General features: G+C 70.0%; 23 protein-coding genes and 1 tRNA gene. 12 read left to right on the forward strand and 12 right to left on the reverse strand.

Going from position 1 to position 22336, the window contains the following annotated elements; genetic code table 11:
• Nucleotides 1-21 precede the first annotated feature (21 nt).
• The 3 genes from rsmB to def form a co-directional block, all read right to left on the reverse strand.
• The gene (gene rsmB, locus VFH59_RS10145) at nucleotides 22-1329 is read right to left on the reverse strand and encodes a 16S rRNA (cytosine(967)-C(5))-methyltransferase RsmB (RefSeq protein ID WP_325164774.1); all 1308 of its coding nucleotides are present in this window, start codon (nucleotides 1327-1329) and stop codon (nucleotides 22-24) included.
• Nucleotides 1330-1549: 220 nt separating this feature from the next.
• Nucleotides 1550-2479 carry a methionyl-tRNA formyltransferase gene (gene fmt / locus VFH59_RS10150; RefSeq protein ID WP_325164775.1) on the reverse strand — a complete coding sequence of 310 codons (930 nt, stop codon included), beginning with the start codon at nucleotides 2477-2479 and terminating at the stop codon, nucleotides 1550-1552.
• Nucleotides 2476-2985 (reverse strand): peptide deformylase, encoded by a 510-nt coding sequence (gene def, locus VFH59_RS10155; RefSeq protein ID WP_325164776.1) that lies wholly within the window; start codon nucleotides 2983-2985, stop codon nucleotides 2476-2478. Before def ends, fmt begins: the two co-directional genes overlap by 4 nt.
• A gap of 189 nt (nucleotides 2986-3174) precedes the next feature.
• On the opposite strand from def, the gene VFH59_RS10160 reads away from it, so the two are divergent.
• The 6 genes from VFH59_RS10160 to purD all read left to right on the forward strand — a co-directional run bounded on the left by VFH59_RS10160 (nucleotide 3175) and on the right by purD (nucleotide 11719).
• The gene (locus VFH59_RS10160) at nucleotides 3175-4302 is read left to right on the forward strand and encodes a LysM domain-containing protein (RefSeq protein WP_325164777.1); all 1128 of its coding nucleotides are present in this window, start codon (nucleotides 3175-3177) and stop codon (nucleotides 4300-4302) included.
• Nucleotides 4303-4382: 80 nt separating this feature from the next.
• A complete protein-coding gene (dprA, locus tag VFH59_RS10165; RefSeq protein WP_325164778.1) occupies nucleotides 4383-5507 on the forward strand; it encodes a DNA-processing protein DprA in 1125 nt (374 codons plus the stop codon).
• Nucleotides 5508-5671: 164 nt separating this feature from the next.
• Nucleotides 5672-8170 carry a DNA topoisomerase I gene (locus VFH59_RS10170; protein ID WP_325164779.1) on the forward strand — a complete coding sequence of 833 codons (2499 nt, stop codon included), beginning with the start codon at nucleotides 5672-5674 and terminating at the stop codon, nucleotides 8168-8170.
• A gap of 2 nt (nucleotides 8171-8172) precedes the next feature.
• Entirely contained in the window at nucleotides 8173-8745 is a 573-nt protein-coding gene (locus VFH59_RS10175; protein WP_325164780.1) for an L-threonylcarbamoyladenylate synthase, read from the forward strand.
• A 132-nt stretch (nucleotides 8746-8877) separates the two neighbouring features.
• Nucleotides 8878-10263: an AMP-binding protein gene (locus VFH59_RS10180; protein ID WP_325164781.1), complete on the forward strand. Its 1386-nt coding sequence runs from the start codon at nucleotides 8878-8880 to the stop codon at nucleotides 10261-10263.
• 172 nt (nucleotides 10264-10435) lie between these two features.
• Nucleotides 10436-11719 (forward strand): phosphoribosylamine--glycine ligase, encoded by a 1284-nt coding sequence (gene purD, locus VFH59_RS10185; protein WP_325164782.1) that lies wholly within the window; start codon nucleotides 10436-10438, stop codon nucleotides 11717-11719.
• Between the two features lie 41 nt (nucleotides 11720-11760).
• Here purD and VFH59_RS10190 read toward each other — a convergent pair whose 3' ends face one another.
• On the reverse strand, nucleotides 11761-12174 hold the full coding sequence (locus VFH59_RS10190; protein WP_325164783.1) for a TonB-dependent receptor: 414 nt from the start codon (nucleotides 12172-12174) through the stop codon (nucleotides 11761-11763).
• 196 nt (nucleotides 12175-12370) lie between these two features.
• Here VFH59_RS10190 and VFH59_RS10195 point away from each other — a divergent pair, with 196 nt between their 5' ends.
• Both VFH59_RS10195 and VFH59_RS10200 read left to right on the forward strand, forming a co-directional pair.
• Complete coding sequence (locus VFH59_RS10195) at nucleotides 12371-13459, forward strand: NUDIX domain-containing protein (RefSeq protein ID WP_325164784.1); 1089 nt, start codon at nucleotides 12371-12373, stop codon at nucleotides 13457-13459.
• Nucleotides 13456-15330 (forward strand): MFS transporter, encoded by a 1875-nt coding sequence (locus VFH59_RS10200; protein ID WP_325164785.1) that lies wholly within the window; start codon nucleotides 13456-13458, stop codon nucleotides 15328-15330. Before VFH59_RS10195 ends, VFH59_RS10200 begins: the two co-directional genes overlap by 4 nt.
• A 61-nt stretch (nucleotides 15331-15391) precedes the next feature.
• Here VFH59_RS10200 and VFH59_RS10205 read toward each other — a convergent pair whose 3' ends face one another.
• The 8 genes from VFH59_RS10205 to VFH59_RS10240 all read right to left on the reverse strand — a co-directional run bounded on the left by VFH59_RS10205 (nucleotide 15392) and on the right by VFH59_RS10240 (nucleotide 20469).
• Nucleotides 15392-16261, reverse strand: a complete 870-nt coding sequence (locus VFH59_RS10205) for a beta-lactamase induction protein (RefSeq protein WP_325164786.1) — start codon at nucleotides 16259-16261, stop codon at nucleotides 15392-15394.
• Nucleotides 16262-16375: 114 nt separating this feature from the next.
• Complete coding sequence (gene nudC / locus VFH59_RS10210) at nucleotides 16376-17335, reverse strand: NAD(+) diphosphatase (RefSeq protein ID WP_325164787.1); 960 nt, start codon at nucleotides 17333-17335, stop codon at nucleotides 16376-16378.
• Nucleotides 17336-17342: 7 nt separating this feature from the next.
• Nucleotides 17343-17711 (reverse strand): iron-sulfur cluster insertion protein ErpA, encoded by a 369-nt coding sequence (erpA, locus tag VFH59_RS10215; protein ID WP_325164788.1) that lies wholly within the window; start codon nucleotides 17709-17711, stop codon nucleotides 17343-17345.
• Between the two features lie 98 nt (nucleotides 17712-17809).
• Nucleotides 17810-18241, reverse strand: coding sequence for a polymer-forming cytoskeletal protein (locus VFH59_RS10220; protein ID WP_325164789.1), 432 nt, complete (start codon nucleotides 18239-18241; stop codon nucleotides 17810-17812).
• Nucleotides 18242-18243: 2 nt separating this feature from the next.
• Complete coding sequence (locus VFH59_RS10225; RefSeq protein ID WP_325164790.1) at nucleotides 18244-18984, reverse strand: DUF6776 family protein; 741 nt, start codon at nucleotides 18982-18984, stop codon at nucleotides 18244-18246.
• A gap of 124 nt (nucleotides 18985-19108) precedes the next feature.
• Nucleotides 19109-19579 (reverse strand): bacterioferritin, encoded by a 471-nt coding sequence (gene bfr, locus VFH59_RS10230; protein ID WP_325164791.1) that lies wholly within the window; start codon nucleotides 19577-19579, stop codon nucleotides 19109-19111.
• 91 nt (nucleotides 19580-19670) lie between these two features.
• Nucleotides 19671-19868 (reverse strand): (2Fe-2S)-binding protein, encoded by a 198-nt coding sequence (locus VFH59_RS10235; RefSeq protein ID WP_325164792.1) that lies wholly within the window; start codon nucleotides 19866-19868, stop codon nucleotides 19671-19673.
• A 55-nt stretch (nucleotides 19869-19923) separates the two neighbouring features.
• Complete coding sequence (locus tag VFH59_RS10240) at nucleotides 19924-20469, reverse strand: RNA pyrophosphohydrolase (protein WP_325164793.1); 546 nt, start codon at nucleotides 20467-20469, stop codon at nucleotides 19924-19926.
• Nucleotides 20470-20626: 157 nt separating this feature from the next.
• Here VFH59_RS10240 and VFH59_RS10245 point away from each other — a divergent pair.
• The 4 genes from VFH59_RS10245 (at nucleotide 20627) to VFH59_RS10260 (ending at nucleotide 22276) form a co-directional block, all read left to right on the forward strand.
• A tRNA-Met gene (locus VFH59_RS10245) sits at nucleotides 20627-20703 on the forward strand.
• A gap of 83 nt (nucleotides 20704-20786) precedes the next feature.
• The gene (queD, locus tag VFH59_RS10250) at nucleotides 20787-21149 is read left to right on the forward strand and encodes a 6-carboxytetrahydropterin synthase QueD (RefSeq protein ID WP_325164794.1); all 363 of its coding nucleotides are present in this window, start codon (nucleotides 20787-20789) and stop codon (nucleotides 21147-21149) included.
• Nucleotides 21150-21269: 120 nt separating this feature from the next.
• Nucleotides 21270-21656: a phasin family protein gene (locus VFH59_RS10255; RefSeq protein WP_325164795.1), complete on the forward strand. Its 387-nt coding sequence runs from the start codon at nucleotides 21270-21272 to the stop codon at nucleotides 21654-21656.
• 254 nt (nucleotides 21657-21910) lie between these two features.
• Complete coding sequence (locus VFH59_RS10260; RefSeq protein ID WP_325164796.1) at nucleotides 21911-22276, forward strand: hypothetical protein; 366 nt, start codon at nucleotides 21911-21913, stop codon at nucleotides 22274-22276.
• The last annotated feature ends 60 nt before the right edge of the window (nucleotides 22277-22336 follow it).

A 22336-nucleotide genomic window follows, 5' to 3' on the forward strand; every position in this document is an offset into this window, starting at 1 on the left:
CGAACGTTAACCGGGCTGCGCTTACCCGGTGCTGAGCCGCTTTTCGAGGAGGGCATAGTACATGCCGTCCAGGTCGCCATCGCCGGGGAGGATCTGCCAGCCGGTGCCGGCGGCCTGGCCCGCCGGCAAGGTGAACGGCACCGCTTGTGCGTCATGGGCGGTGGCGAGCAGCGACTGGACCGCCGCCTCGTTCTCCGCGCGCAGCAGCGAGCAGGTGGCGTAGAGCAGCCTTCCGCCCGGCCTGAGCAGCGGCCACAGCGCGGCGAGGATGCGCTGCTGCAGCGCGGCCAGCGTGGGGATGTCGCTCGCGCGCCGGTGCAGTCGCACGTCGGGCCGTCGACGCAGCACCCCGGTGGCCGAACAGGGCGCGTCGATCAGGATGCGGTCGTAGCGCTGGCCGTCCCACCAGCCGGCCGGGATGGCGGCATCGCCGGCCTGCAGGTGCGCATGCAGGCCGAGCCGGTCCAGGTTCTGGCCGATCCGGCGCAGGCGGGCGGCATCCGCATCCAGCGCGGTCAGCGCCAGGTCGGTGCGTTCGAGCAGGTGGCAGGCCTTGCCGCCGGGCGCGGCGCAGGCATCGAGCACGCGCTGGCCCGGCCGGGCATCGAGCAGGTCGGCGGCGACCTGGGCGGCGCCGTCCTGCACCGCGAACAGGCCCTCGGCGAAGCCGGGCAGGCGGGTGACGTCGCCGCTGTGTGGCAGCACGATGGCGTCGGCGAGCCACGGATGCGGCTGGGCTGCCTGGCCGTCCGCGCGGAGCCGCTCGAGGAGCCCCCCGCGCGTGGTGCGGCGGCGGTTGGCGCGCAGCATCAGCGGCGGTTCGAGGTTGTCGGCGGCGAGCACCCCATCGGCTTGGGCCGGCCAGTCATGGGCGATGGCGTCCGCCAGCCAGGCCGGGTGCGCGTGGCGCGTCGGCGGTGTGGCGTCGAGCGCGACCAGCAGCTGCGCGCGTTCGCGCTGCCAGCGGCGCAGCACGGCGTTGACCAGCCCGGCCAGTCGCGGACGCTTGAGCGCACGGGTGGCCTCGACGGTGGCGGCCACGGCGGCGTAGTCCTGCAGCCCAAGGATCTCCAGCTGCACCAGCCCGAGCACCAGCAGCGCATGCACCTGCGGCTCCTTGCGCCGCAGCGGCTGCGCCAGCAGGCGATCGAGGGCTGGATCGAAGCGCAGCCACCAGCGGGCGCCTTCGCTCAGCAGGGCCATCAGCAGCGCGCGGTCGCGCGGGTCGGGCAGTTTCGGCGCGTGACGCTCCATCGCCTCGCGCAGGGAGGCGCCGCGCAGCGCGATCTCCGCCAGGGCGGTCGCGGCCAGGGCACGGGTGTCGGTCATGGGCACCACCCGCCCGCGTGCGCCGCCGCCCTGCCGACACCGCCCACGTTGCTCCCTCTCCCCGCCGGGGAGAGGGGCCGGGGCTCGCCCGGAAGTCCGCTGTTGCGGCGCTTGCTCCGGACCCACGCTTCAGCTGCGATCCCCCGCAAGCCTTGACGCCTCACCCCGACCCTCTCCCCCATCGTTGACCAACGCAGGGGGAGAGGGCGCATCGGCGTGCTCACTTGGCCGCTCCGCGCAGTTCGGGGCGGGCGTTGAGGTAGTCGGCCGCGCTGATGCGCTTGCCACCGGGGCGCTGCAATGCGGTCACCCGCAGCACGCCACCGCCACAAGCCAGCTCGATGCCGTCGCGGCTGGCCGTGAGCACGGAACCGGGGAGCGCATCGTGCGGGCGATCGACTGCACGTGCGGCCCAGATCCGTACCGGCTCGCCGGCGATCGCGCCTTCGGCGACCGGCCAGGGATCGAAGGCGCGCACGGTTCGCTCGAGTTCGATCGCCGGGCGCGCGAAATCCAGTCTCGCCTCGGCCTTGTCCAGCTTGTGCGCGTAGGTCACGCCTTCGTCCGGCTGCGGCGTCGACACCAGCACCTCGCCGGCCAGCGTGCGACGCAGGCCCTCGGCGAGCACCTCGGCGCCCAGCATCGACAGGCGGTCGTGCAGCGTCCCGCCGGTGTCGTCCGGACCGATCGGCGTGCGCCTTTCCAGCAGGACCGGGCCGGTGTCCAGGCCGGCTTCCATGCGCATCAGGTCCACGCCGCTCTCGGTGTCGCCAGCCAGGATCGCGCGCTGGATCGGGGCCGCGCCGCGCCAGCGCGGCAGCAGGCTGGCATGCACGTTCCAGCAGCCCTGCCGCGGGATCGCCAGCACCTTGCGCGGAAGGATCAACCCGTAGGCGACCACCACCATCAGGTCCGGCGCGCAGGCGGCAAGCGTGGCCTGCGCTTCGGCCGACTTCAGCGACTCCGGCTGTTCCACCGGCAGGCCGGCGGCCAGCGCCGCCTGTTTTACCGGGCTGGGCGCAAGCTTGCGGCCACGTCCGGCCGGCCGGTCGGGCTGGGTGTAGACGGCCACCACCTGCGCGCCGCTGGCGCGGCAGGCCTCAAGGCAGGGGACGGCGAATTCCGGCGTGCCGGCGAAGACGATCCTCAAGCGCTCGCCGCCTGCTTGCGCTGCTTCTCCATCCGCTTGAGCAGCATGTTGCGCTTGAGTGGCGAGAGGTAATCGACGAACACCTTGCCGGCCAGGTGGTCCAGCTCGTGCTGGATGCACACCGCCAGCGGACCCTCCGCCTCGACGGTGATCTCCCTGCCCTCGACGTCCTGTGCCTTGACCGTGACCTTGAGCGCGCGGGTGACGTCGGCATAGATGCCCGGGAAGGACAGGCACCCCTCCTGGTACACCTGCGTGCCCTCCTTGCCCACGATCCGGGCATTGATCAGCGCGAGCGGCTGGTTGCGCTCCTCGCTCATGTCGGCCACCAGCACGCGCCTGTGCACGTTGACCTGGGTCGCCGCCAGGCCGACGCCGTTGGCGGCGTACATGGTCTCGAACATGTCGGCGACGAACTGCTTCAGTTCGGCATCGAAAGCGGTGACCGGCGCGGCCTGCGTGCGCAGCCGGGGGTCGGGAAATTCAAGGATGGTCAGCACGGACATGTCGGTTACCTCGGCGCCTCAAGATGCGGGCGAATCGGCGTAACCGAAGCCCCGGCGCAAACTAGAATGGGCCTTATTGTACGGCGGCAAGCTCCCGTGCGGCAGGCGATTTTGCCAACTGCTCCCGGTTGCGGGCCTTCACCATTCGGTTACACTCGCCCGAGCCTCGGGGTAGGGGAATCTGAGCATATGATCAAGAAGTCCATCGGGCTGCTGGCCGGCATGCTGGTCACCGTGGCCGTGTACGCCGCCGGGGCCCAGTTGCGTGCCGATCACCCCGACACCTACACCGTGCGTCGTGGCGACACGCTGTGGGACATCTCGGCCAAGTTCCTGTCCAAGCCGTGGCTGTGGCCGGAGATCTGGCAGGCCAACCCGCAGGTCAACAACCCGCACCTGATCTACCCGGGCGACGTGCTCAACCTGTCCTTCATCAACGGGCCGCGGCTCAAGCTCGAGCCGAGCGCGCACCGCGAAGCCCAGGCCGTGCCGGCCATTCCGCTGGACGAGTTGCGCCTGTTCCTCAAGGACATGCGCGTGATGGACTCCAGCCAGCTCAGCTCGGCGCCTTACGTGGTCGGCTTCGAGGAGGCGCGGCTGCGCGGCGCGGTCGGGCAGAACCTGTACGTGCGCGGCCTCAGGAGCGAGCCGGGCCAGCGCTGGGTGATCGTGCGGCCGAGCCATGTCTTCCGCGGCTTCGAGCAGGACGATCCGGCCGACGCCGGGAACGAGATCGTCGGGCATGGCATGGACAGCGACGTGGCGATGGTCAACTCGCCCTGGGAAGAGGACTTCCGCAATGACCACCACTTCGGTCGCGGCGAGGACCTGGGGGTGGAAGTCAGCGTGATCGGCACCGCCGAAACGCTGCGCGCGGGCGACCCGTCCACCCTGCTGCTGCTCGATGCCACCCAGGAAATCCGCAGCGGCGACCGCGTGCTGCCCGTGGATGGCCCGGCCTATGATCCCTACTACTACCCGCACGCGCCCCGTTCGGTGCCGGCCAATGCCCGCGTGATCGCCTTCGCCGACGCGATGGATGCGGCCGGCCCACGCCAGGTCGTGGCGCTGTCGATCGGCGCGAAGGATGGCGTGGACAACGGCCAGACCTTTGCCGTCTTCCAGCCCGGAGAGACGATCCACGACGACGTGGCCAGCAGCAGCTGGCGCCGCGGCAGCGGCGAGCACGTCACGCTGCCGGAGGAATTCATCGGGCACGTGATGGTGTTCCGCACCTTCGATCGCGTGAGCTACGGCCTGGTGATGGATGGCCTTCGCCCGGTGCATCGCGGCGACCGCCTCGTGATGCCCGAGTAGCTTCCGCTTCGGTGTTGCCCGACAGGACGGCGCGGCCTTGGCCGCGCCGTTTTTCGTTGGCGCGAACCTAAACTGTCCGGATGAGTGATACGGACGCACTTCGCGCCTGGCTTGTCCTGCTGCGCACCCCTGGCCTGGGCCTGGCCGCATTGCGCGAGCGGCTCGCCGCGGGGACGGGCGACATCGAGGCCGTGCTGGCCGATCTGAAGCGTGCGCCGGCCGGCATGGGCGAGGCCGCCGGTGCCTGGCTCAGGCATCCGGACGAGGCGCGCCTGGCCGCCGACCTGGCCTGGCTCGCCGCGCCCGGCCATCGGCTGCTGTGCTGTACCGACGCGGACTTCCCGCCGCTGCTGGAGCACATCCCGCAGCCGCCGGCAGCGTTGTTCGTCGCCGGCGATGCCGGGCTGCTGCTGCGCCCGCAGGTGGCGATCGTCGGCGCGCGCGGCGCCACCGCGGGCGGGCTGGCGCATGCGCGCCGTTTCGCCACGGCGCTGGCGCAGGCCGGTTTCGTGGTGACCAGCGGCTTGGCCGACGGGGTCGACGGTGCGGCCCATGCCGCCGCGCTGGCGGTCGATGCGCCGACCATCGCGGTCGTCGGCACCGGGCCGGACCGGGTCTACCCGCGCAAGCACCAGGCGCTGGCGCAGGCGATCACGGCGCGCGGCGCACTGCTGAGCGAGTTCCCGCCCGGCACGCCACCGCGGGCGGACCATTTCCCGCGCCGCAACCGCCTCATCGCCGGGCTGTCGCTGGGCACGCTGGTGATCGAGGCGGGGCTGAAGTCCGGGTCGTTGATCACCGCGCGGCTGGCGGGCGAACAGGGCCGGGAGGTCTTCGCCCTGCCCGGTTCGGTGCACAACCCGCTGGCGCGCGGTTGCCACCGGCTGATCCGCGAGGGCGTGCGCCTGGTCGAGGAGCCGGCCGAGCTCGTCGAGACGCTGGCCCCCGCGGCACGTGCACTGGGCCTGGAGCTGGCGGCACGGCTCGCCGCGGTCCCGGCGCCGGATGGGCTTCCCGCTGCGGCGCCGGCCGATCCGGAGCAGCACCGCCTGCGCGAGGCCCTGGGCCACGATCCGGCCACGCTCGACGAGCTGGCGGCGCGCACTGGCCTGCAGCCGGCCGCGTTGTCCTCCATGTTGCTGATGCTGGAACTGGACGGGCAGGTGGAGAGCCTGCCCGGCAACCGCTACCAGTGCGTGGCCTAGCCCACGGGCGCCGGTCGCGCGGATATCGGTCGTGCCGGCGGAAGCCGCGCCGCGTCGCGGTTTCACGCGATCCGGCTTGACAGTCCCGGCGAGCGCATGGCTCAACTAATAAAGAGTGTGCCCGCCAGCCGGCGGCACGGAACGTTCCGGAAACCCCCCGCCCCATGGCCAAGAACCTCCTCATCGTCGAGTCGCCCGCCAAGGCCAAGACGATCAACAAATACCTCGGCAAGGACTTCCAGGTCCTGGCCTCCTACGGCCACGTGCGTGACCTGAAGCCGAAGGAGGGCGCGGTCGACCCCGACAACGGCTTCGCCATGAAGTACGAGGTGATCGAGCGCAACGAGAAGCACGTCGACGCGATCGCCAAGGCCGCCAAGGCGGCCGACGACATCTACCTCGCCACCGACTTGGATCGCGAGGGCGAGGCGATCTCCTGGCATATCAGCGAGATCCTGAAGGACCGCGGCCTGACCGAGGGCAAGCGCATGCACCGGGTGGTGTTCTCCGAGATCACGCCCAAGGCGATCAAGGCCGCCGTGGCGCAGCCGCGGCAGTTGTCGCACGACATGGTCGACGCCCAGCAGGCGCGCCGCGCGCTGGACTACCTGGTCGGCTTCAACCTCTCGCCGGTGCTCTGGCGCAAGGTGCAGCGCGGCCTGTCCGCGGGGCGCGTGCAGAGTCCGGCGTTGCGCATGATCGTCGAGCGCGAGGAGGAGATCGAAGCCTTCGTCGCCCGCGAGTACTGGACGGTGGAAGCCAGGCTCAAGCATGCCGAGGGCGACTTCGGCGCCCGCCTGACCAAGCTCAACGGCAAGAAGTTCGAGCAGTTCGACCTCACCAACGAAGCCGATGCGATGGCTGCGCGCGGCGCCCTGAAAGCCGCCGCTGGCGGCCACCTGACGGTCAGCGACGTCACCTCCAAGGAGCGCAAGCGTCGCCCGGCCGCGCCGTTCACCACCTCCACGCTGCAGCAGGAGGCCGCACGCAAGCTCGGCTTCGGCACCAGCCGCACGATGAAGATCGCCCAGGGCCTGTACGAAGGCGTGAGCCTGGGCAGCGAAGGCAACGTCGGCCTGATCACCTACATGCGTACCGACTCCACCGCGCTCTCCAACGAGGCGACGGACGAGCTGCGCGCGCTGATCGCGCGCGACTTCGGCCGCGGCGCGCTGCCCGACGGCGTGCAGGTCTACCGCACCAAGTCCAAGAACGCGCAGGAGGCGCACGAGGCGATCCGCCCGACCTCGGCGATGCGCACGCCACGCCAGGTCGCCGCCTTCCTCAACGAGGAGCAGCGCAAGCTTTACGAGCTGATCTGGAAGCGCACGGTCGCCTGCCAGATGATCCATGCCACGCTCAACACCGTGTCGGTGGACTTCGAGCTGCCCGACACGGCCGGCGGCCCGGCCGCATTCCGCGCCACCGGCACCACCGTGGTCGACCCGGGGTTCCTGGCCGTGTACGAGGAAGGCCGCGACCAGAAGAGCGCCGAGGACGACGACGAAGGCCGTCGCCTGCCGCGCCTGGCCAAGGGCGAGCAGGTTGCGCTGGCCGACATCCTGGCCGACCAGCACTTCACCGAGCCGCCGCCGCGCTATTCGGAGGCCAGCCTGGTCAAGGCGCTGGAGGAATACGGCATCGGCCGTCCGTCGACCTACGCCAGCATCATCCAGGTGCTGCAGAACCGCGAGTACGTGTTCCTCGAGAACCGTCGCTTCAAGCCGACCGATGTCGGCCGCGCGGTGGGCAAGTTCCTGACCCAGCACTTCAACCAGTACGTCGACTACGACTTCACCGCCAGGCTGGAGGACGAGCTGGACGCGGTCAGCCGCGGCGAGGAAGCCTGGGTGCCGCTGATGGAGCGTTTCTGGCAGCCGTTCAAGACCCAGGTCGAGGAGAAGACCGAGTCGGTCGACCGCAGCGAAGCCACCGGCGCGCGCGAGCTGGGCATCGACCCCAAGAGCGGCAAGCCGGTGTCCGTACGGCTGGGCCGGTACGGGCCGTACGCGCAGATCGGTGACAAGGACACCGACGAGAAACTGCAGTTCGCCTCGTTGCGGCCGGGGCAAAGCATGCACACCATCACTCTCGAGGAGGCGATGGAGCTGTTCAAGCTGCCGCGCCAGCTTGGGCAGGCCGAGAACGGCGAGGAAGTGAGCGTGGGCATCGGCCGCTTCGGCCCGTTCGTGAAGCAGGGCAGCACGTACGCCTCGCTGAAGGCCGAGGACGATCCCTACACCATCGAACTGCCGCGCGCCTTGCAGATCGTGCGCGAGAAGCTGGAAATGCTGGCCAACCGGGTGATTGCCGACTTCGGCAACGGCGTGCAGGTGCTCAACGGCCGCTACGGGCCGTACATCACCGATGGCGAGAAGAACGCACGCATTCCCAAGGACACCGAGCCGAAGGACCTGACCGAGGCGCAGTGCCTGGAGCTGCTCGCCGCCGCACCGGTCAAGAAGGGCCGCTTCACCCGCAAGACCGCCACCAAGCAGGCGGCCGCGAAGAAAGCGCCGGCCACGAAGAAGGCCGCGCCCAAGAAGGCCGCCGCGAAGAAGGCGCCCGCGAAGAAGGCCGCGGCGAAGAAGACGGCCGCCAAGCAGGCGACCGGGAAGACCGCAGTGAAGAAGGCGGTGGCGAAAAAGACGACCGGCGCCTGAGCATGACCGCGCGCTTCACCCTGGCCGACTGCGATGCCGCCGCCGCGCTGCTGCGGCGCGGCGGCGTGCTGGCGTATCCGACCGAGGCGGTCTACGGCCTGGGTTGCGATCCGCGTGACCGGGCCGCCTTCGAGCGCCTGTTCTCGCTCAAGCAGCGCCCGCCCACGCAGGGCGTGCTGCTGATTGCGGCCGACTTTGCCCAGGTCGAGCGCTACATCGACCTGGCCCGGGTCCCGGCCGAGGTACTGGCGCAGGTCAAGGCGAGCTGGCCGGGCCCGAACACCTGGATCTTCCCGCGCACCGCGGAGGTGCCAGCCTGGGTGGCCGGCGCACACGAAGGCATCGCACTGCGGGTCACCGCCCACGAGCCCGCCGCCGCGTTGTGCCGGGCCTGGGGCGGCGCGCTGGTGTCGACCAGCGCCAACCCCCACGGTTCGCCCCCGGCACGCAGCGCGCAGGCCGTGCAGGACTACTTCGGCGAGGCGCTGGACGGCGTGCTCGATGCCCCGCTCGGCGGCCAGGAACGCCCGACGGTGATCCGCGATGCCCTCACGGGCGCTATCATCCGGTCCTGAGCGTCCAGGGGGGCGCCCCGGGCCGGCTGGCTCGCGGCGGGATTGCAGCACATGCGCGCTTCACGCCGACTTCCGTGCGTCGGTCGCCATGCTGTGTGCGTCTGGCGCATGGCGAACTGGGAGATAAGCGGCTTGGCCATCGTTTACGACACTTTCCAGCGCGAGGCGCCGCAGCGCCTGGCACTGCTGCATGCGGACACACCCGCGCGTGTGCTGGCCTGGCGCGGCGGCGAGCCGGTCAGCGCCGCACAGTTCCTGGCCCACGTGCGCCAGGTCGCCGCCACCCTGCCCAGCGCCGGCGCGGCGGTGAACCTGTGCGAGGACCGCTACGCCTTCCTGGTCGCCTTCTGCGCCATCGTGCTGCGTGGGCAGACCAACCTGCTGCCCTCCTCGCGCGCGCCCCAGGCGGTGGACGAGGTGATGGCCGCGCACCCGGGCAGCTACGCGCTGGGCGAGCAGCCGCTCGACCCGGCGCCCGCCGGCTACCACCGCTTGCCGGTCTTGTCCGCGGGCGTGCTGGACGACGATGTCGAGCGCTGGCCGCAGATCCCGGCCGACCAGGTAGTGGCGATCGGCTACACGTCCGGCTCCACCGGCGTGCCCAGTGCCAACCTCAAGACCTGGCGCAGCTTCCACGCCAGCAACGCGGGCAACCTGTCGATGCTGCGTGGCGCGGTCGGCGACCGCTTCTCGGCGGTCGCGACGGTGCCGCCGCAGCACATGTACGGCATGGAGATGAGCGTGCTGCTGCCGCTGCTGGGCGGCATCGGGGTGCATGCCGGTCGGCCGTTCTTCCCGGCCGACGTCGCCGCCGCCCTGGCCGAGGTGCCGGAGCCGCGCGTGCTGGTGACCACCCCGGTGCACCTGCGCGCGCTGGTCGAGTCGGGCATCGCGCTGCCGCCGCTGGCGGCGATGGTCTCGGCCACCGCGCCGATGCCGACCGAGCTGGCGCAGGCGGCCGAACAGCGCTTCGGCGCACCACTGCTGGAGGTGTTCGGTTCCACCGAGACCTGCGTGTTCGCCAGCCGTCGCACCACCTGCGAGGCGGACTGGACCCTCTATCCGGGCGTCCACCTCCATCCGCAGCCGGACGGCACCCAGGTCGCTGCACCGCAGCTCGACGCGCCGCGGTTGCTGGCCGACATCGTCAGCCTGTCGGGCGATGGCCGGGCATTCCGCCTGCGCGGTCGCCAGGCGGACATGCTGGAGATTGCCGGCAAGCGCGCCTCGCTCGGGGACCTGACCCGGCGCCTGCTGGCCATACCGGGCGTGCAGGACGGCGTGGTGTTCCAGCTCGATGACGGCGACACGCTGGGTGTGCACCGGATCGCCGCGCTGGCGGTGGCGCCGGAGCTGGACGAACACGCCATCCTCGACGCGCTGCGGCGGGCGGTCGACGCGGTGTTCCTGCCGCGTCCGCTGATCCGGGTGGCCGCGCTTCCCCGCAACGAGACCGGCAAGCTGCCGCGCGCCGCGCTGCTCGAGCTGCTCGCCCGCCACCACACCATCGCGGGGTGAGGCGCCTCCCCCTTGGGGATGGTTGGGTGCGGGGCGGGCTCGCGTGGAGTTCAACCGGATCCACCGCCGACGCCCATCCCCTTGCGCTCCCTCGATGGGGCCGGGAAGAGAGGGCGCTCCGCTACAATGCGCGCCGGCGCCACGGGGCGCACCACACGCTTCGGGAGCGCGCATGAAGGTTCTGGTGATCGGCAGCGGCGGGCGCGAACACGCGCTGGCGTGGAAGCTCAAGCAGTCGCCGCGGGTCAGCGAGGTGATCGTCGCCCCGGGCAACGCCGGCACCGCGCGCGAGCGCGGCGTGCGCAATGCCGAGATCGCGATGAACGACCTGGACGGACTGCTCGCGCTGGCCAGGGCCGAGAAGATCGAACTCACCATCGTCGGTCCCGAGGTGCCGCTGGTCGCCGGTGTGGTCGACCGTTTCCGTGCCGCCGGACTGCGCATCTACGGGCCACGTGCGATCGCCGCGCAGCTGGAAGGCTCCAAGGCCTTCGCCAAGGATTTCCTGCTCCGGCACAACATCCCGACCGCGCGCTACGCGGTATTCAACGAGTTGAACGCCGCTCTGGGCTACGTGCGGCAGCACGGCGCGCCGATCGTGATCAAGGCCGATGGGCTGGCCGCGGGCAAGGGGGTGGTGGTGGCGCTGACCCTGGCCGATGCCGAGCAGGCGCTGCACGACATGCTCGGCGGCCACGCTTTCGGCAACGCCTCGGCCCGCGTCGTGATCGAGGAGTTCCTCGAGGGCGAGGAGGCCAGCTACATCGTGATGAGCGACGGCAGCCACGCGCTGCCGATGGCTTCCAGCCAGGACCACAAGCGCCGCGACGAGGGCGACCTCGGTCCCAATACCGGCGGCATGGGCGCCTACTCGCCGGCGCCGGTGGTCACCCCTGCGGTCGAGCAGCGCATCCTCAAGGAAGTCATCGAGCCGACCCTGCGCGGCATGGCCGCCGAGGGTGCGCCGTTCATCGGCTTCCTCTATGCAGGGCTGATGATCGACAAGACCGGCGCGCCGAAAGTGATCGAATTCAACGTGCGCTTCGGCGATCCGGAAACGCAACCGATCATGCTGCGCCTGAAGTCCGATCTGGTCGACCTGATCGAGGCTGCACTGGACGGTGAGCTTCACCACACCCGCGCCCAGTGGGATGGCCGTCCGGCCATCGGCGTGGTGGTGGCGGCCGAGGGCTACCCCGGCCGCGTGCGCAGCGGCGACCCGATCGGTGGCCTCGACGCGGCCTTCGATCCCACGGTGAAGGTGTTCCATGCCGGCACCCGGCTCGACGAGCAGGGCCGCGTGGCCACCGCCGGCGGGCGCGTGCTGACGGTCTGTGCCCTGGGCAGCGATCTCGCCGCCGCGCGTGAGCACGCCTACGAAGCGGTCTCCAAGATCCACTTCAACGGCGCGTTTTGCCGGCGCGACATCGCCCACCGCGCGCTACGGCGGAGCTAGGCGCAGGGGCCCGGGCGGCGGAGTCCGCCCGGGCCGGCAAGTCAGGCGGCCGCGCGGCCCGGCGCGCCCGGCTCGGCGCTGCGTGCCGTGCCCGGCCGCAGCACCATGTAGAGCATCAGCAGCATGCCGAGCAGCACGCCGATGGAGCCGATACCCAGCAGCGGGGCCAGGGTGTCCTCGCCCGCCTTGCCGCCGTAAAGCAGGAACAGGCCGACCAGCAGTACGGCGGCCGCCGCCTGGTGCAGCACGAACTGGGTCATCGCGACCGCGCGGCGCGGGGCTTCCAGCCACAGCCGGTGGATGATCCCGTAGACCAGCGAAAGCACGAAGCCAACCAGCAGCACATGGGCGTGCGTCACCAGCTGCCCGTGGTTGTGCGAGGCGGCCATGTAGATGCCCAGCCCCATGCCGATGGCGGCATAGCACAGCGACCAGACCAGATATCTCCGGCTCATGTCCATGGTGTCTTCCCCTCTCGGAACGCAGGCGCCAGGTAGGCGGGCGCCACGAGCGCCGGGGACTTCGCAAACGGGCCTCGCCAGATGGACGGTCCGCCCCAACCTCCGCGCCTCCCCGCCGCAACGGTATGCCCGATGTGCCGGGGCGGCAAGACGGATCGCATGGACGCCACGCCTGGAGCGGCCACCTTCGGTGCTGGTGGTCGCCTGTCGCCGCGTCCCGCTCCAGCCTCTAGGATGTGCATCGGGAATTCTCGGGCCGAACGTGCGCCAGCACGCGGGCCATGCGGCACGGGGCCGTCAGGGACAGGAGCGTATGGTCGATATCGTGTTGTGGCTGCTCGACAAACTCGTCAAATGGCTGGGCCTGGACGAACGGATACCGGCGTACTTCGACGGTCTGAAGAAGCCACGAGGTGGCTCCCGCGCCGGCGGTTTGAGCGCACGGCATCGTGAACGCATCAACGGGCTGCTCGGGCACCTCGCGGTCCTGCACGGCCCCTACGTGGAGGAGCCGGCGCTGCGGATCCTGCCGCGGCACCCGCTCGGCGCCGGCGCAAGGGAGCTTGCCGACCGGCGGCGCGAGCAACTCCGGAACGTGGCGCCCAACGACCCGCATGCCCTCGTGGTCAACGCGGTGATGTGGGCGGACGACCCGCCGTCGTTCCATTTGCGCCCGATCGATTACGCCGAGTTGTGTGCCCTCAGGGCCCTGCCCGAAGACGGCCACCCGCCACGGGTGCTCAGCGCCAATGCGCTGGTGGTCTGCGCCGAGACGCGAAGCATCCTCTTGCACCGGCGCGCCGAGACCTCGGCCACCTACCCGTCGTGCCTGCACACCATCGGCGGGGGTTATTGGCCACCGGGAATCGATGGCCGCGAGGGCGACGGCCAGCACATCAGGCATACGGCGGTGCGCGAGGTCTACGAAGAAACGCGGGCCGCGATCCTGATCAAGGACGCGACCCCGAAGGTGATCCTCGAGGAGCTGAGCACCGGCTTCGTCCAGGTGGCGTTCCTTGGTTGTGCGATCGACGCCGAAGGGCGCCGGCACATCCAGCACAATGCCGAAGGCAGTGTGGTGTGGCTCGGGTTCGACGAGCTGGAGGAGCGCCTGGTCCACGACCCCGACTGGGTACCGACGGCGAAAGCGGCCGTGCTTGCCTGGCTGGCCATGGCCGCGCCGGCGGCCGGAAAGAGTCCGCGCTTCGGCAAGAAGCGCCCTGAAGAGCTGTTCGAAGCGGTCATGGGTCGCGCGGCCGCGCCGGTGGAGCACGCATGAGCCAGTTCGCCCTGCTCCGCCAGCGTCGCTTCGCGCCGTTCTTCTGGACCCAGGCGCTGGGGGCCTTCAACGACAACGCCTTTCGCAACGCCATGGTGATGCTGGTGGCGTTCCAGATGGGCCTGGGCGACCGGAGCGTGTCGCTCTACACCAACCTCGCGCCGGCGCTGTTCATCCTGCCGTTCTTCCTGTTCTCGGCCACTGCGGGGCAACTGGCCGAGAAATACGAGAAGACGCGCATCATCCGCGCGGTGAAGCTGTTCGAGATCGGCGCGATGGCGCTGGCGGCGATCGGCTTCCATACCCACGACACCACGCTGCTGCTGGTGGTGCTGTTCCTGATGGGACTGCACTCCACCATGTTCGGGCCGATCAAGTACGCGATCCTGCCGCAGGCGCTGGACCCGGCCGAGCTGGTCGGCGGCAACGGATTGGTCGAAATGGGTACGCAGCTGGCGATGCTCGTCGGCATGATCGCGGGCAATTCCTTGATGCTGATCGCCGGCGCGGGACCATGGCTCGCCTCGGCTGCGACGATCGCGGTGGCGGTGGCCGGCTACCTGGCGAGCCGGCGCATTCCGCCGGCCCCGGCGACGGCCCCGGAGCTGCGGTTCGACTGGAACCCGTTCCGCGAGACTGCCCGCGTGCTCGGCATCGTGCGGAGCGACCGGGCCGTGTTCAACGCGGTACTGGGCATCTCCTGGTTCTGGTTCTTCGGCACCGTGCTCATCGCGCAGCTGCCCAACTACACGCGCGAGACGCTGGGTGGCGACGGCTCGGTCAATACCCTGGTGCTCACGCTGTTCTCGATCGGTACCGGCGCGGGCGCGCTGTTGTGCGAGCGGATGTCCGGCAGGCGGGTGGAGATCGGCCTGGTGCCGCTGGGGGCGTTCGGGCTGACCGTGTTCGGCGTGGACCTGTTTTTCGCGCGGCACGGTGCGGCACTGGCGCATGGGCTGGACTGGCTGGCCTTCCTGCGTGGTGCGGGCAGCTGGCGGGTGGCGCTGGACCTGACCCTGATCGGCGTGTTCGCCGGCTTCTACGTGGTGCCGCTGTTCGCCTTCGTGCAGGCGCGCGCGCCGCGCGGCCAGCTCTCGCGCGTGATCGCCGGCAACAACATCGTCAATGCGCTGCTGATCGTGCTGGCGGCCGGTTTCGGGCTGGCGCTGGGGGCGCTGGGCCTCGATGCGGTGGAAACCTTTCTCGCCGCGGCGTTGCTCAACGTGGCGGTGGCGGCCTACATCTTCACGCTGGTGCCCGAGTTCCCGATGCGCTTCGTCACCTGGGTGCTGGTGAACACGCTCTACCGCGTGCGCGTGGAGGGCATGCGCCACGTGCCGGAAGAAGGCCCGGCGCTGCTGGTGTGCAACCACGTCAGTTTCATGGACCCGTTGCTGCTGATGGCCCATCTGCGCCGGCCCGCGCGCTTCGTCATGTACTACCGCATCTTCAACATCCCGCTGCTGCGGTTCATCTTCCGCACCGCCAAAGCCATCCCGATTGCCGGCCAGAAGGAGGATCCGGCGGTGCTGGCCGCCGCCTACGAGGCGATCGACCAGGCGCTGGCCGCCGGCGAGCTGGTGTGCATCTTCCCCGAGGGCGGGCTCACGCGCGATGGCGAGATCGGCCCGTTCCGGCCGGGCGTGCTGCGGATTCTCGAACGCCGGCCGGTGCCGGTGGTGCCGATGGTGCTGCGCGGGTTGTGGGGCAGCGTATGGAGCCGGCGCGACACGCGGCTGGGCCGCGCGCGCCTGCCACGCCGGTTCCGCGCGCGGGTCGAACTGGTGGTCGATGCGCCGGTGGCACCGGAGCGGCTGCGGCTGGATGCGCTGGAGGCGCGCGTACGCGAACTGCGTGGCACGCTGGCATAGGTGCCCGTGCGCTCGCCCACTGCGGAACCGCAGGACGGGCAGCCCTGGCTGGATCCGTACGTCAGGTAAACCAGCCGCCGAGCACGATCAGCGCCACCACGCTCAGCCAGGCCAGCAACGCCCGCAGGAACGCGCTGCGCATGCGGGCCAGCTCGAGCAGCGGATCACTGCGCTCCTCGGCGAAGCCGTCGCCCGCCTCGATCTCCACCTCGATGTCGGCACAGGCCGCGGCGGCGAGGAAGTCCGGACCCTCGGTGTACCAGCTGGTCGGCGAGGCATGCAGGCGCCAGCGTTGCCAGGCGGCCATCACCGCATCCCAGTGGCCGACCAGCGCCAGGGTGAACACCAGCAGTTGCGCGGGCAGCCAGTCCAGCGCGTTGGCCACGTAGCGCGCGTGGCTGCGGCTGGCGCTATCGAGCGCCAGCGTGTCGTCATGGCCCAGCACCTGCGCCAGCCGGTAGAGCAGGGCGCCGGCCGGGCCCAGCACGAAGAACCAGAACAGTACCCCGAAGCGCCGCCGCAGTGCGGCGAGCGCCACGGCTTCCCCCAGGGCGTGGGCATTCCAGGCCACCTGCCCGCCCGGCTCGGCCAGGCGCTGCGCCGCCGCCAGGCGAGTGACTGGATCGGGTGCGTGCAGGACGGCCTCCAGGTCGGCCTCGAACGCATGCGGCCCGAGCCCGTAGAGCAGCACCACCACCGCGAAAGCCAGCTGCATGAAGCCGCCGAGCGGCAGGTGCCCGAGCAGCTCGGCCAGCAGCAGGCAGAGCGCGGCCGGCACCACCAGCGTCAGCAGCACGCGGCCACGCCCGGCGGTATCGTCCAGCTGCCGCACCCAGCCACGGAACACGCCGTCCCCGCGCCATTGCGCAAGCTGCGGTAGCAGGTGCAGGAGGCCAAGCGCGATGAGGGCGGCAAGCAGGCTGAGGGCCATCGGAGACTCCTTGGGGACCCGGCCATTCTAGGGCAGCGCCACAGTCGGCCTGTACTGCAGGCGTGGAAGCCGGCGCGACCACCGTGCCGGGGCGCATCGCGCAAGGCCGGTACGCTAGCGAGGGGCGGTCGTAAGCGCGTCCAGCTCCAGTCCGGCGCGCTCGCGCAACCAGTGCGCCAGCAACTGGTAGGACACCGACAGCCGCGTCGGCGTGGCGAAAGTGCCCTCGCGCAGGCCTTCCACGATCTGCCCCGGCGTGAACCAGCGCGCGTCCTCGAGCTCGCCGTCGCGCAGACGGATGGCCGGATCGACCGCCTCGGCGAGGAACCCGACCATCAGCGAGGCCGGCAGCGGCCACGGCTGCGAGGAGTGGTAGTGCACCGCGCCCACCCGCACGCCGGCCTCCTCGGCCACCTCGCGGCGGACCGCGTCTTCCAGCGATTCGCCGGGCTCGACGAAGCCGGCCAGCGCCGACCAGCGGCCCCTTGGCCAGCTCGCCTGGCGCCCGAGCAGGCAGGCGCCCTCATGCTCGACGATCGCGATGATCGCGGCATCCGTACGAGGGAAATGCAGCCGTGCGCACGCCGGGCGGGTGCAGCGCATGCGATGGCCGGCGGCAACCCGCTCCAGGGGCGCGCCGCAGCTGCCGCAGAAGCGCGTCTCACGCTGCCAGTGCGCCAGGCCCTTGGCGTAGGCGAACAACCCCGCCTCGGCGGCAGGCAGGCGCAGGCCCGCCTCGCGCAGGCCGATCCGGCGTGCCGCCAGGCGCGCTTCGAGCGACTCCAACGGGTGGCTTTCGTCGAGCGCGAGCAGGAAGTGCGGCCGCTCCTGCGCGACCCCCAGCAGACTGGTGGGCACATCGGGGAACAGCTCGCGGCGCTCGGTCTCGTCGACCCAGCGCAGGCCGTCGGTTTCGGGGAGCAGGTAGCTGTCGCCCGAAGGATCGAGCAGCAGGTAGCGCGCCTCGCCACGGCCGGCCTGCTCGGCGACCCATGCCTGGTGGTCGCGGCACTCGGCCATGCGGTCGAGCACCAGGCTCAGACCGGCAAAGATGTTGGTGACGGCAGCGGCCATCGGCAGCTCAGGTCGAGAACGAGGAGCCGCAGCCGCAGGTGGTCTTGGCGTTGGGGTTGCGGATCACGAACTGCGCGCCGGAAAGGCTTTCCGCGTAATCGATTTCCGCGCCGGTGAGGTATTGCAGCGAAAGCGGGTCGACCAGCAGCGTTACGCCCTCCCGATCGAGCGCGAAGTCGTCCTCGGCCTGGGCCTCGTCGAAGGTGAAGCCGTACTGGAAACCCGAGCAGCCGCCGCCGGTGATGTACACACGAAGCTTCAGCGCGGGATTGCCCTCCTCGACGATCAGCTCGTGCACCTTGCGCGCGGCGGCTTCGGTGAAGACCAGCGGGGCGCCGGCCTGGCGGTAGTCGGGTATCGAGACGAGGGTTTCCATGCGGCGAATGTGCGGTTGCGAAGGCGCGATCTCAAGGATAGCGCCTGGCGGGCCTCGCAGTCCGGAACAGGCTGCCGATACCGGCAAGCGGCCGGAATTCAGGCGGGTACGGCCTCGTCGAGTTCGGCGTCCGGCTGCGAGGGGGCGGGCAGTTCGCGCGCCACCGGTTCCACCCGATGGCTCATGCGCCCGTTGACTTGCGCGCCGGCCGCCATCTCCAGCGTGCGGTAGTGCACGTCGCCGGTGATCCGCGCCAGCGGCGCCAGTTCCAGCCGCTCGCCGGCATGGATGTCGCCCTCGACGGAGCCGTTGACGATCGCATGCGGCACGTGGATGTCCCCCTGCACCTGGCCGTGCTCGCTCAGGGTGAACACCGCGTCCTCGCCCTCGGCCAGCACGGCGCCCTCGATGCGTCCATCCAGGTGCAGCGCGCCGCTGAAGCGAAGATCGCCGCGGATCACGGTCCCCCGGGCTATCAGGCTGGTGTCGTTGCTGCCGCTGGTGCGGTCGGTGCGTCGACGGTTGAGCATGGTCAGTTTCCCCCTTCGATCGTGGTGAGGTTGCCAGACAGCGCATCGCTCCACGCCACGGTGCGGTCGACGGCGTCGGCATCCCCTGGTTTGACGTGCAGCCGCAGCCGGGTCGGCTTGAAGTCGGCCGGCAGCATGAACGTCGCATGCAACTGCTGGAAATAACGGAACCGGAAAGGCATGCCGTCCCGCTGCGCAGCATCGCCCAGCTGCGACCAGCCCAGCGCCTCTACCTTGTCGCCGCGCACGCCTTCCACGCTGAGCGTGACGGTGCCGCTGACGTCGCTGCCCCGCTTGGCGTTCTGGGTCAGGCTGAGGGCGAGGTTCCAGGCGTGCGAACCGGCCACCGGACGCAACTGCACTTCCTGCACCTTGAGCCCCTCGCGCGGGGCGTTGCCGCCGACCAGGCGCGAATAGAAGCCTAGGTCCGCGCGCAAGCCGTTGATCTCCTCGTCGCGCTCGGTGAGCGTGCCGCGCAGCGAGCGCGTGGCGATGTCGGTCACCTGCTGCGCGCGCTTGAGGTTGGCGACCTGCTGCTTGAGTTGCTCGTTCTCGGCAGCCAGGTGCCTGGCCTCGCGATGGTCGACCGCGGCCGGCGTGGTGCGCCAGGCCAGCGTGCCGACCACAATCCCGGTCAGCACCACGCTGGCCAGCCAGGCCGCGCCCAGCCACAGCCGGCGGCGGCGCAGGCTGGCCTCATCGTGCGGGCGCACGACGAAGCGCGGAGGCGGGCGTGAGGCCATGTGGAAATCCGGAACTGCTGGGGTGACCGATATAGCCGCAGTGTGACGAAAGCGTCAAGGAACGGCCGCACGCTTTGCGTGGGCGTGTGGTGCCGGGCTCCGGCCGGCCCGCTCCATGCGCCGGTCAGCTACCCATCTTGCTTTGCAGGTAGCGCTCGGCACCGATGTCCTCGACCAGACTGAGCTGGGTCTCCAGCCAGTCGATGTGCTCTTCCTCGTCATGGAGGATGGTCTTGAACAGATCGCGGCTGATGTAGTCGGCAATGCCCTCGCTGTGCGCGATCGCCGCCCGCAGGTCGACCGCGGCGGCCAGCTCCAGGTCCAGGTCGCCCCGGATGCATTCGAGGACGTTCTCGCCGATGCGCAATTTGCCCAGGTGCTGCAGGTTGGGTAGGCCATCGAGGAACAGGATCCGCTCGATCAGGCGATCGGCGTGCTTCATTTCCTCGATCGATTCCTTGTACTCGTGCTCGGCCAGCTCGCCGTAACCCCAGTCCTTGAACATGCGGTAATGCAGGAAGTACTGGTTGATGGCCGTCAGCTCGTTATAGAGCACCTTGTTGAGGTACTCGATGACCTTGGCGTCGCCTTTCATGGGAGGTCTCCATCCGGTTCGACCGGCGACTATACGGGCTCGCCCGTGCGCGGGAAGAAACGCGAATGGTTGCGGTTTGGGCTTCGCCCCCTCAGGCGGTGACCAGCGGCAACGGGAACGCCACCTGCGCCAGCGCGGCGTCGAGGGTGGCGCGCGCTTCCGGTTCGCAGCAACCGCAGCAGTCCGAACAGCCGGTACGCGCTTGCAGCTCGGGAAAGGTGCGGACGCCGTCGGCAACGGCGCGGCGGATGTCGCCGTCGGTCACGGCGTTGCAGAGGCAGATGTACATGCGCGCATTCCATCGCGAATGCGAATGATTGTCAAACAGATCCCCGTCCCGCTGTTCAGGCAACTGCGCGGTTGCCGGGCCGGGCGCCCTCCGCGGCGCGAGGCAACGTGCCCAGCTTGAGGCTCAGCAGGTCTTCCACCAGCGGCGCGAAGTGGCGCAGCGCCCGCTCGTACACCTGGCGTTTGAAGCTGACCACATGTCCTGCGGGATACCAGAAGTCGACCCAGCGCCAGATGTCGAATTCCGGCTTGTCACAGGCATCGAGTTTGAGCGCGTCCTCGCCCCCCACCAGACGCAACAGGAACCAGACCTGCTTCTGGCCGATGCAGGTAGGCCGCTGGTGATGGCGCACGTAACGGTTGGGCAATCGGTAGCGCAGCCAGCCGCGGGTGCTGGCCACCACCTCCACATGCTCGGGTGCAAGCCCCGTTTCCTCGGCAAGCTCCCGGTACATGGCCTCGAGCGGGGTCTCGTCGCTGCGCATGCCGCCCTGCGGGAACTGCCAGCCGTCGTGGCTGACCCGGCGGGCCCAGAACAGGCGGCCCTCGCCGTTCAGCAGTACGATGCCTACGTTCGGGCGATAGCCATCCGCGTCGATCATGTCGCCTCCTCAAGCCCGCATGCCGCGCATGCAGCGGCCTTAAGCCCGGCGTCAACCATAGCGCGCGCCGCGCTGGAAAGCGAAGAGGCTTGAACCGGCAGGACGTGCCGATTACACTGCCGGGCTCCGTTGGCGTCCGACGCCGGCGACGCCCCTTGGCTATGTAGCTCAGCCGGTTAGAGCACAGCACTCATAATGCTGGGGTCGGTGGTTCGAGTCCACCCATAGCCACCACGCCTGCGGCGTCGCGCCTCCCGCATCCTACCAGTCTTGCCCGCCCGGGCCCTGGCCGTGGGCCGGGCATACAATGGCTCGTCATGCACATCCATAAAGTGTTCCAGATCGAGGCGGCGCATCGGCTGCCCAACGTGCCGCCCGGGCACAAGTGTGCACGGCTGCACGGGCATTCTTTCCGGGTGGAGGTTCATGTCGAAGGCGAACCGGACCCTGCCATGGGCTGGGTGATGGACTTCGCCGACGTCAAGTCCGCATTCGCTCCGCTGTTCGAGCAGTTGGATCACCATTACCTCAACGAGATCGAGGGGCTGGAGAACCCGACCAGCGAAATGCTCGCGCGCTGGATCTTCCGCCGCCTGGAGCCGCGCCTGCCGGGGCTCGATCGCGTGGTGGTCCATGAGACCTGCACCTCGGGCGCCAGCTGTAGTCGCGGCAGCTTCTGACGCGGCGCAATAAGAGCAAGCGGGCAGCTATTGCGTAGCTTCATCTGGTCTGATGTTGCAATGCACAATTTCCTTTGTTAGGCTTTGGTCCCACCCCAAGATGCCCGCGAGGGACATGCCATGACCAAGCCGTTCGATTCCCAGGCGTTCGCCTATGCCCGGCAGTTCGCCGACCACGCCTTCAAGGCGCAGGCGCTGGTACTCAAGGGCCTGGAGCAGGTCGCCGTCCTGCAGTTGGGTGCGCTGGAGCAGCAGTCCCGCGCCGCCGCCGATTTCCTGCTCGCCGCTGGCGACGCGCGTGACCCCGAGGCCCTGCGTGGCCTGTGGGACAAGGGCGTGGCGCTGGGCCGCGCCCAGGCCGAGCAGGCCGTGGCATTGACCCAGGGCGTTGCTGCCGTGGGTCGCCAGACCGCCGAGTCGCTCGGCGCGCTGGTGCAGCCGCTTGCGGCTGCCAACGACGCGGCTGTCGCAAGCGCCGGGGGTGGCCGCAAGGCTGCTGCCAGGTAAGGGCTTGCTGCCGCGCGCCGTTGTTCCTCCCGCCCCGTACTCCCCAAGGCCGGACAGCTGTCCGGCCTTTTTTTTGCCACGCGCCTGCAAGAACTTGCGCCCCATCCCAAAGTGAACGCGGACGCCCGCACGACAAGATGTCGCATCGCCCGCGGCTTGTCCCTGCAAATGCCCGGCTGATATACTTTTGCGGATTGGATCGTGGCCCGCAGCTGCAAGGGTGACGCCTGGTGCGAAACCGCGCGGGAACACACGTGCTCAACAGTCCAGCCTCCGGTCGCCGCCTGGCCCTGCGCATCGTGATGTGGCAGGTCGCCGTGGCAGCACTGGTTGGCCTCGTCTTCCTGATGCAGGGGCGCCGCGAAGCCTTGGCGGCCCTTGCAGGCGCCCTCGTGGTGGCGCTGGGCAACGCGCTGCTTGGCGCGCGGGCCTTCGCCGGGTTGCACGGGGCAGGTGTGGCGCTGGGCCGGCTGCTGGTGGGCATGGTCCTCAAGTGGATCGCGGTCATCGGGGGGATGGGCGTGATCCTGATCAAACTGAAACTGCCGCCGCTGGCCGCCATCACGGGGCTGGCGGCTGCTTACGCGGTTCATCTGCTGGCGTTTCGATTCAAGGGTTGACACATGGCAAGCGAGCCGCAGGGCGGTCTTACCGAATACATCTCCCACCACCTCAAGCAC

Origin of the sequence: Frateuria sp. (assembly GCF_035695185.1) — a bacterium.
Taxonomy (GTDB): domain Bacteria; phylum Pseudomonadota; class Gammaproteobacteria; order Xanthomonadales; family Rhodanobacteraceae; genus Frateuria_A.

Coding starts and splice junctions, on each gene's coding strand:
- rsmB (WP_325164774.1), bottom strand. CDS start 1,329: ATGACCGACACCCGTGCCCTGGCCGCGACCGCCCTGGCGGAGATCGCG.
- def (WP_325164776.1), bottom strand. CDS start 2,985: ATGTCCGTGCTGACCATCCTTGAATTTCCCGACCCCCGGCTGCGCACG.
- VFH59_RS10160 (WP_325164777.1), top strand. CDS start 3,175: ATGATCAAGAAGTCCATCGGGCTGCTGGCCGGCATGCTGGTCACCGTG.
- dprA (WP_325164778.1), top strand. CDS start 4,383: ATGAGTGATACGGACGCACTTCGCGCCTGGCTTGTCCTGCTGCGCACC.
- VFH59_RS10170 (WP_325164779.1), top strand. CDS start 5,672: ATGGCCAAGAACCTCCTCATCGTCGAGTCGCCCGCCAAGGCCAAGACG.
- VFH59_RS10175 (WP_325164780.1), top strand. CDS start 8,173: ATGACCGCGCGCTTCACCCTGGCCGACTGCGATGCCGCCGCCGCGCTG.
- purD (WP_325164782.1), top strand. CDS start 10,436: ATGAAGGTTCTGGTGATCGGCAGCGGCGGGCGCGAACACGCGCTGGCG.
- VFH59_RS10190 (WP_325164783.1), bottom strand. CDS start 12,174: ATGAGCCGGAGATATCTGGTCTGGTCGCTGTGCTATGCCGCCATCGGC.
- VFH59_RS10200 (WP_325164785.1), top strand. CDS start 13,456: ATGAGCCAGTTCGCCCTGCTCCGCCAGCGTCGCTTCGCGCCGTTCTTC.
- VFH59_RS10205 (WP_325164786.1), bottom strand. CDS start 16,261: ATGGCCCTCAGCCTGCTTGCCGCCCTCATCGCGCTTGGCCTCCTGCAC.
- nudC (WP_325164787.1), bottom strand. CDS start 17,335: ATGGCCGCTGCCGTCACCAACATCTTTGCCGGTCTGAGCCTGGTGCTC.
- erpA (WP_325164788.1), bottom strand. CDS start 17,711: ATGGAAACCCTCGTCTCGATACCCGACTACCGCCAGGCCGGCGCCCCG.
- VFH59_RS10220 (WP_325164789.1), bottom strand. CDS start 18,241: ATGCTCAACCGTCGACGCACCGACCGCACCAGCGGCAGCAACGACACC.
- VFH59_RS10225 (WP_325164790.1), bottom strand. CDS start 18,984: ATGGCCTCACGCCCGCCTCCGCGCTTCGTCGTGCGCCCGCACGATGAG.
- bfr (WP_325164791.1), bottom strand. CDS start 19,579: ATGAAAGGCGACGCCAAGGTCATCGAGTACCTCAACAAGGTGCTCTAT.
- VFH59_RS10235 (WP_325164792.1), bottom strand. CDS start 19,868: ATGTACATCTGCCTCTGCAACGCCGTGACCGACGGCGACATCCGCCGC.
- VFH59_RS10240 (WP_325164793.1), bottom strand. CDS start 20,469: ATGATCGACGCGGATGGCTATCGCCCGAACGTAGGCATCGTACTGCTG.
- queD (WP_325164794.1), top strand. CDS start 20,787: ATGCACATCCATAAAGTGTTCCAGATCGAGGCGGCGCATCGGCTGCCC.
- VFH59_RS10255 (WP_325164795.1), top strand. CDS start 21,270: ATGACCAAGCCGTTCGATTCCCAGGCGTTCGCCTATGCCCGGCAGTTC.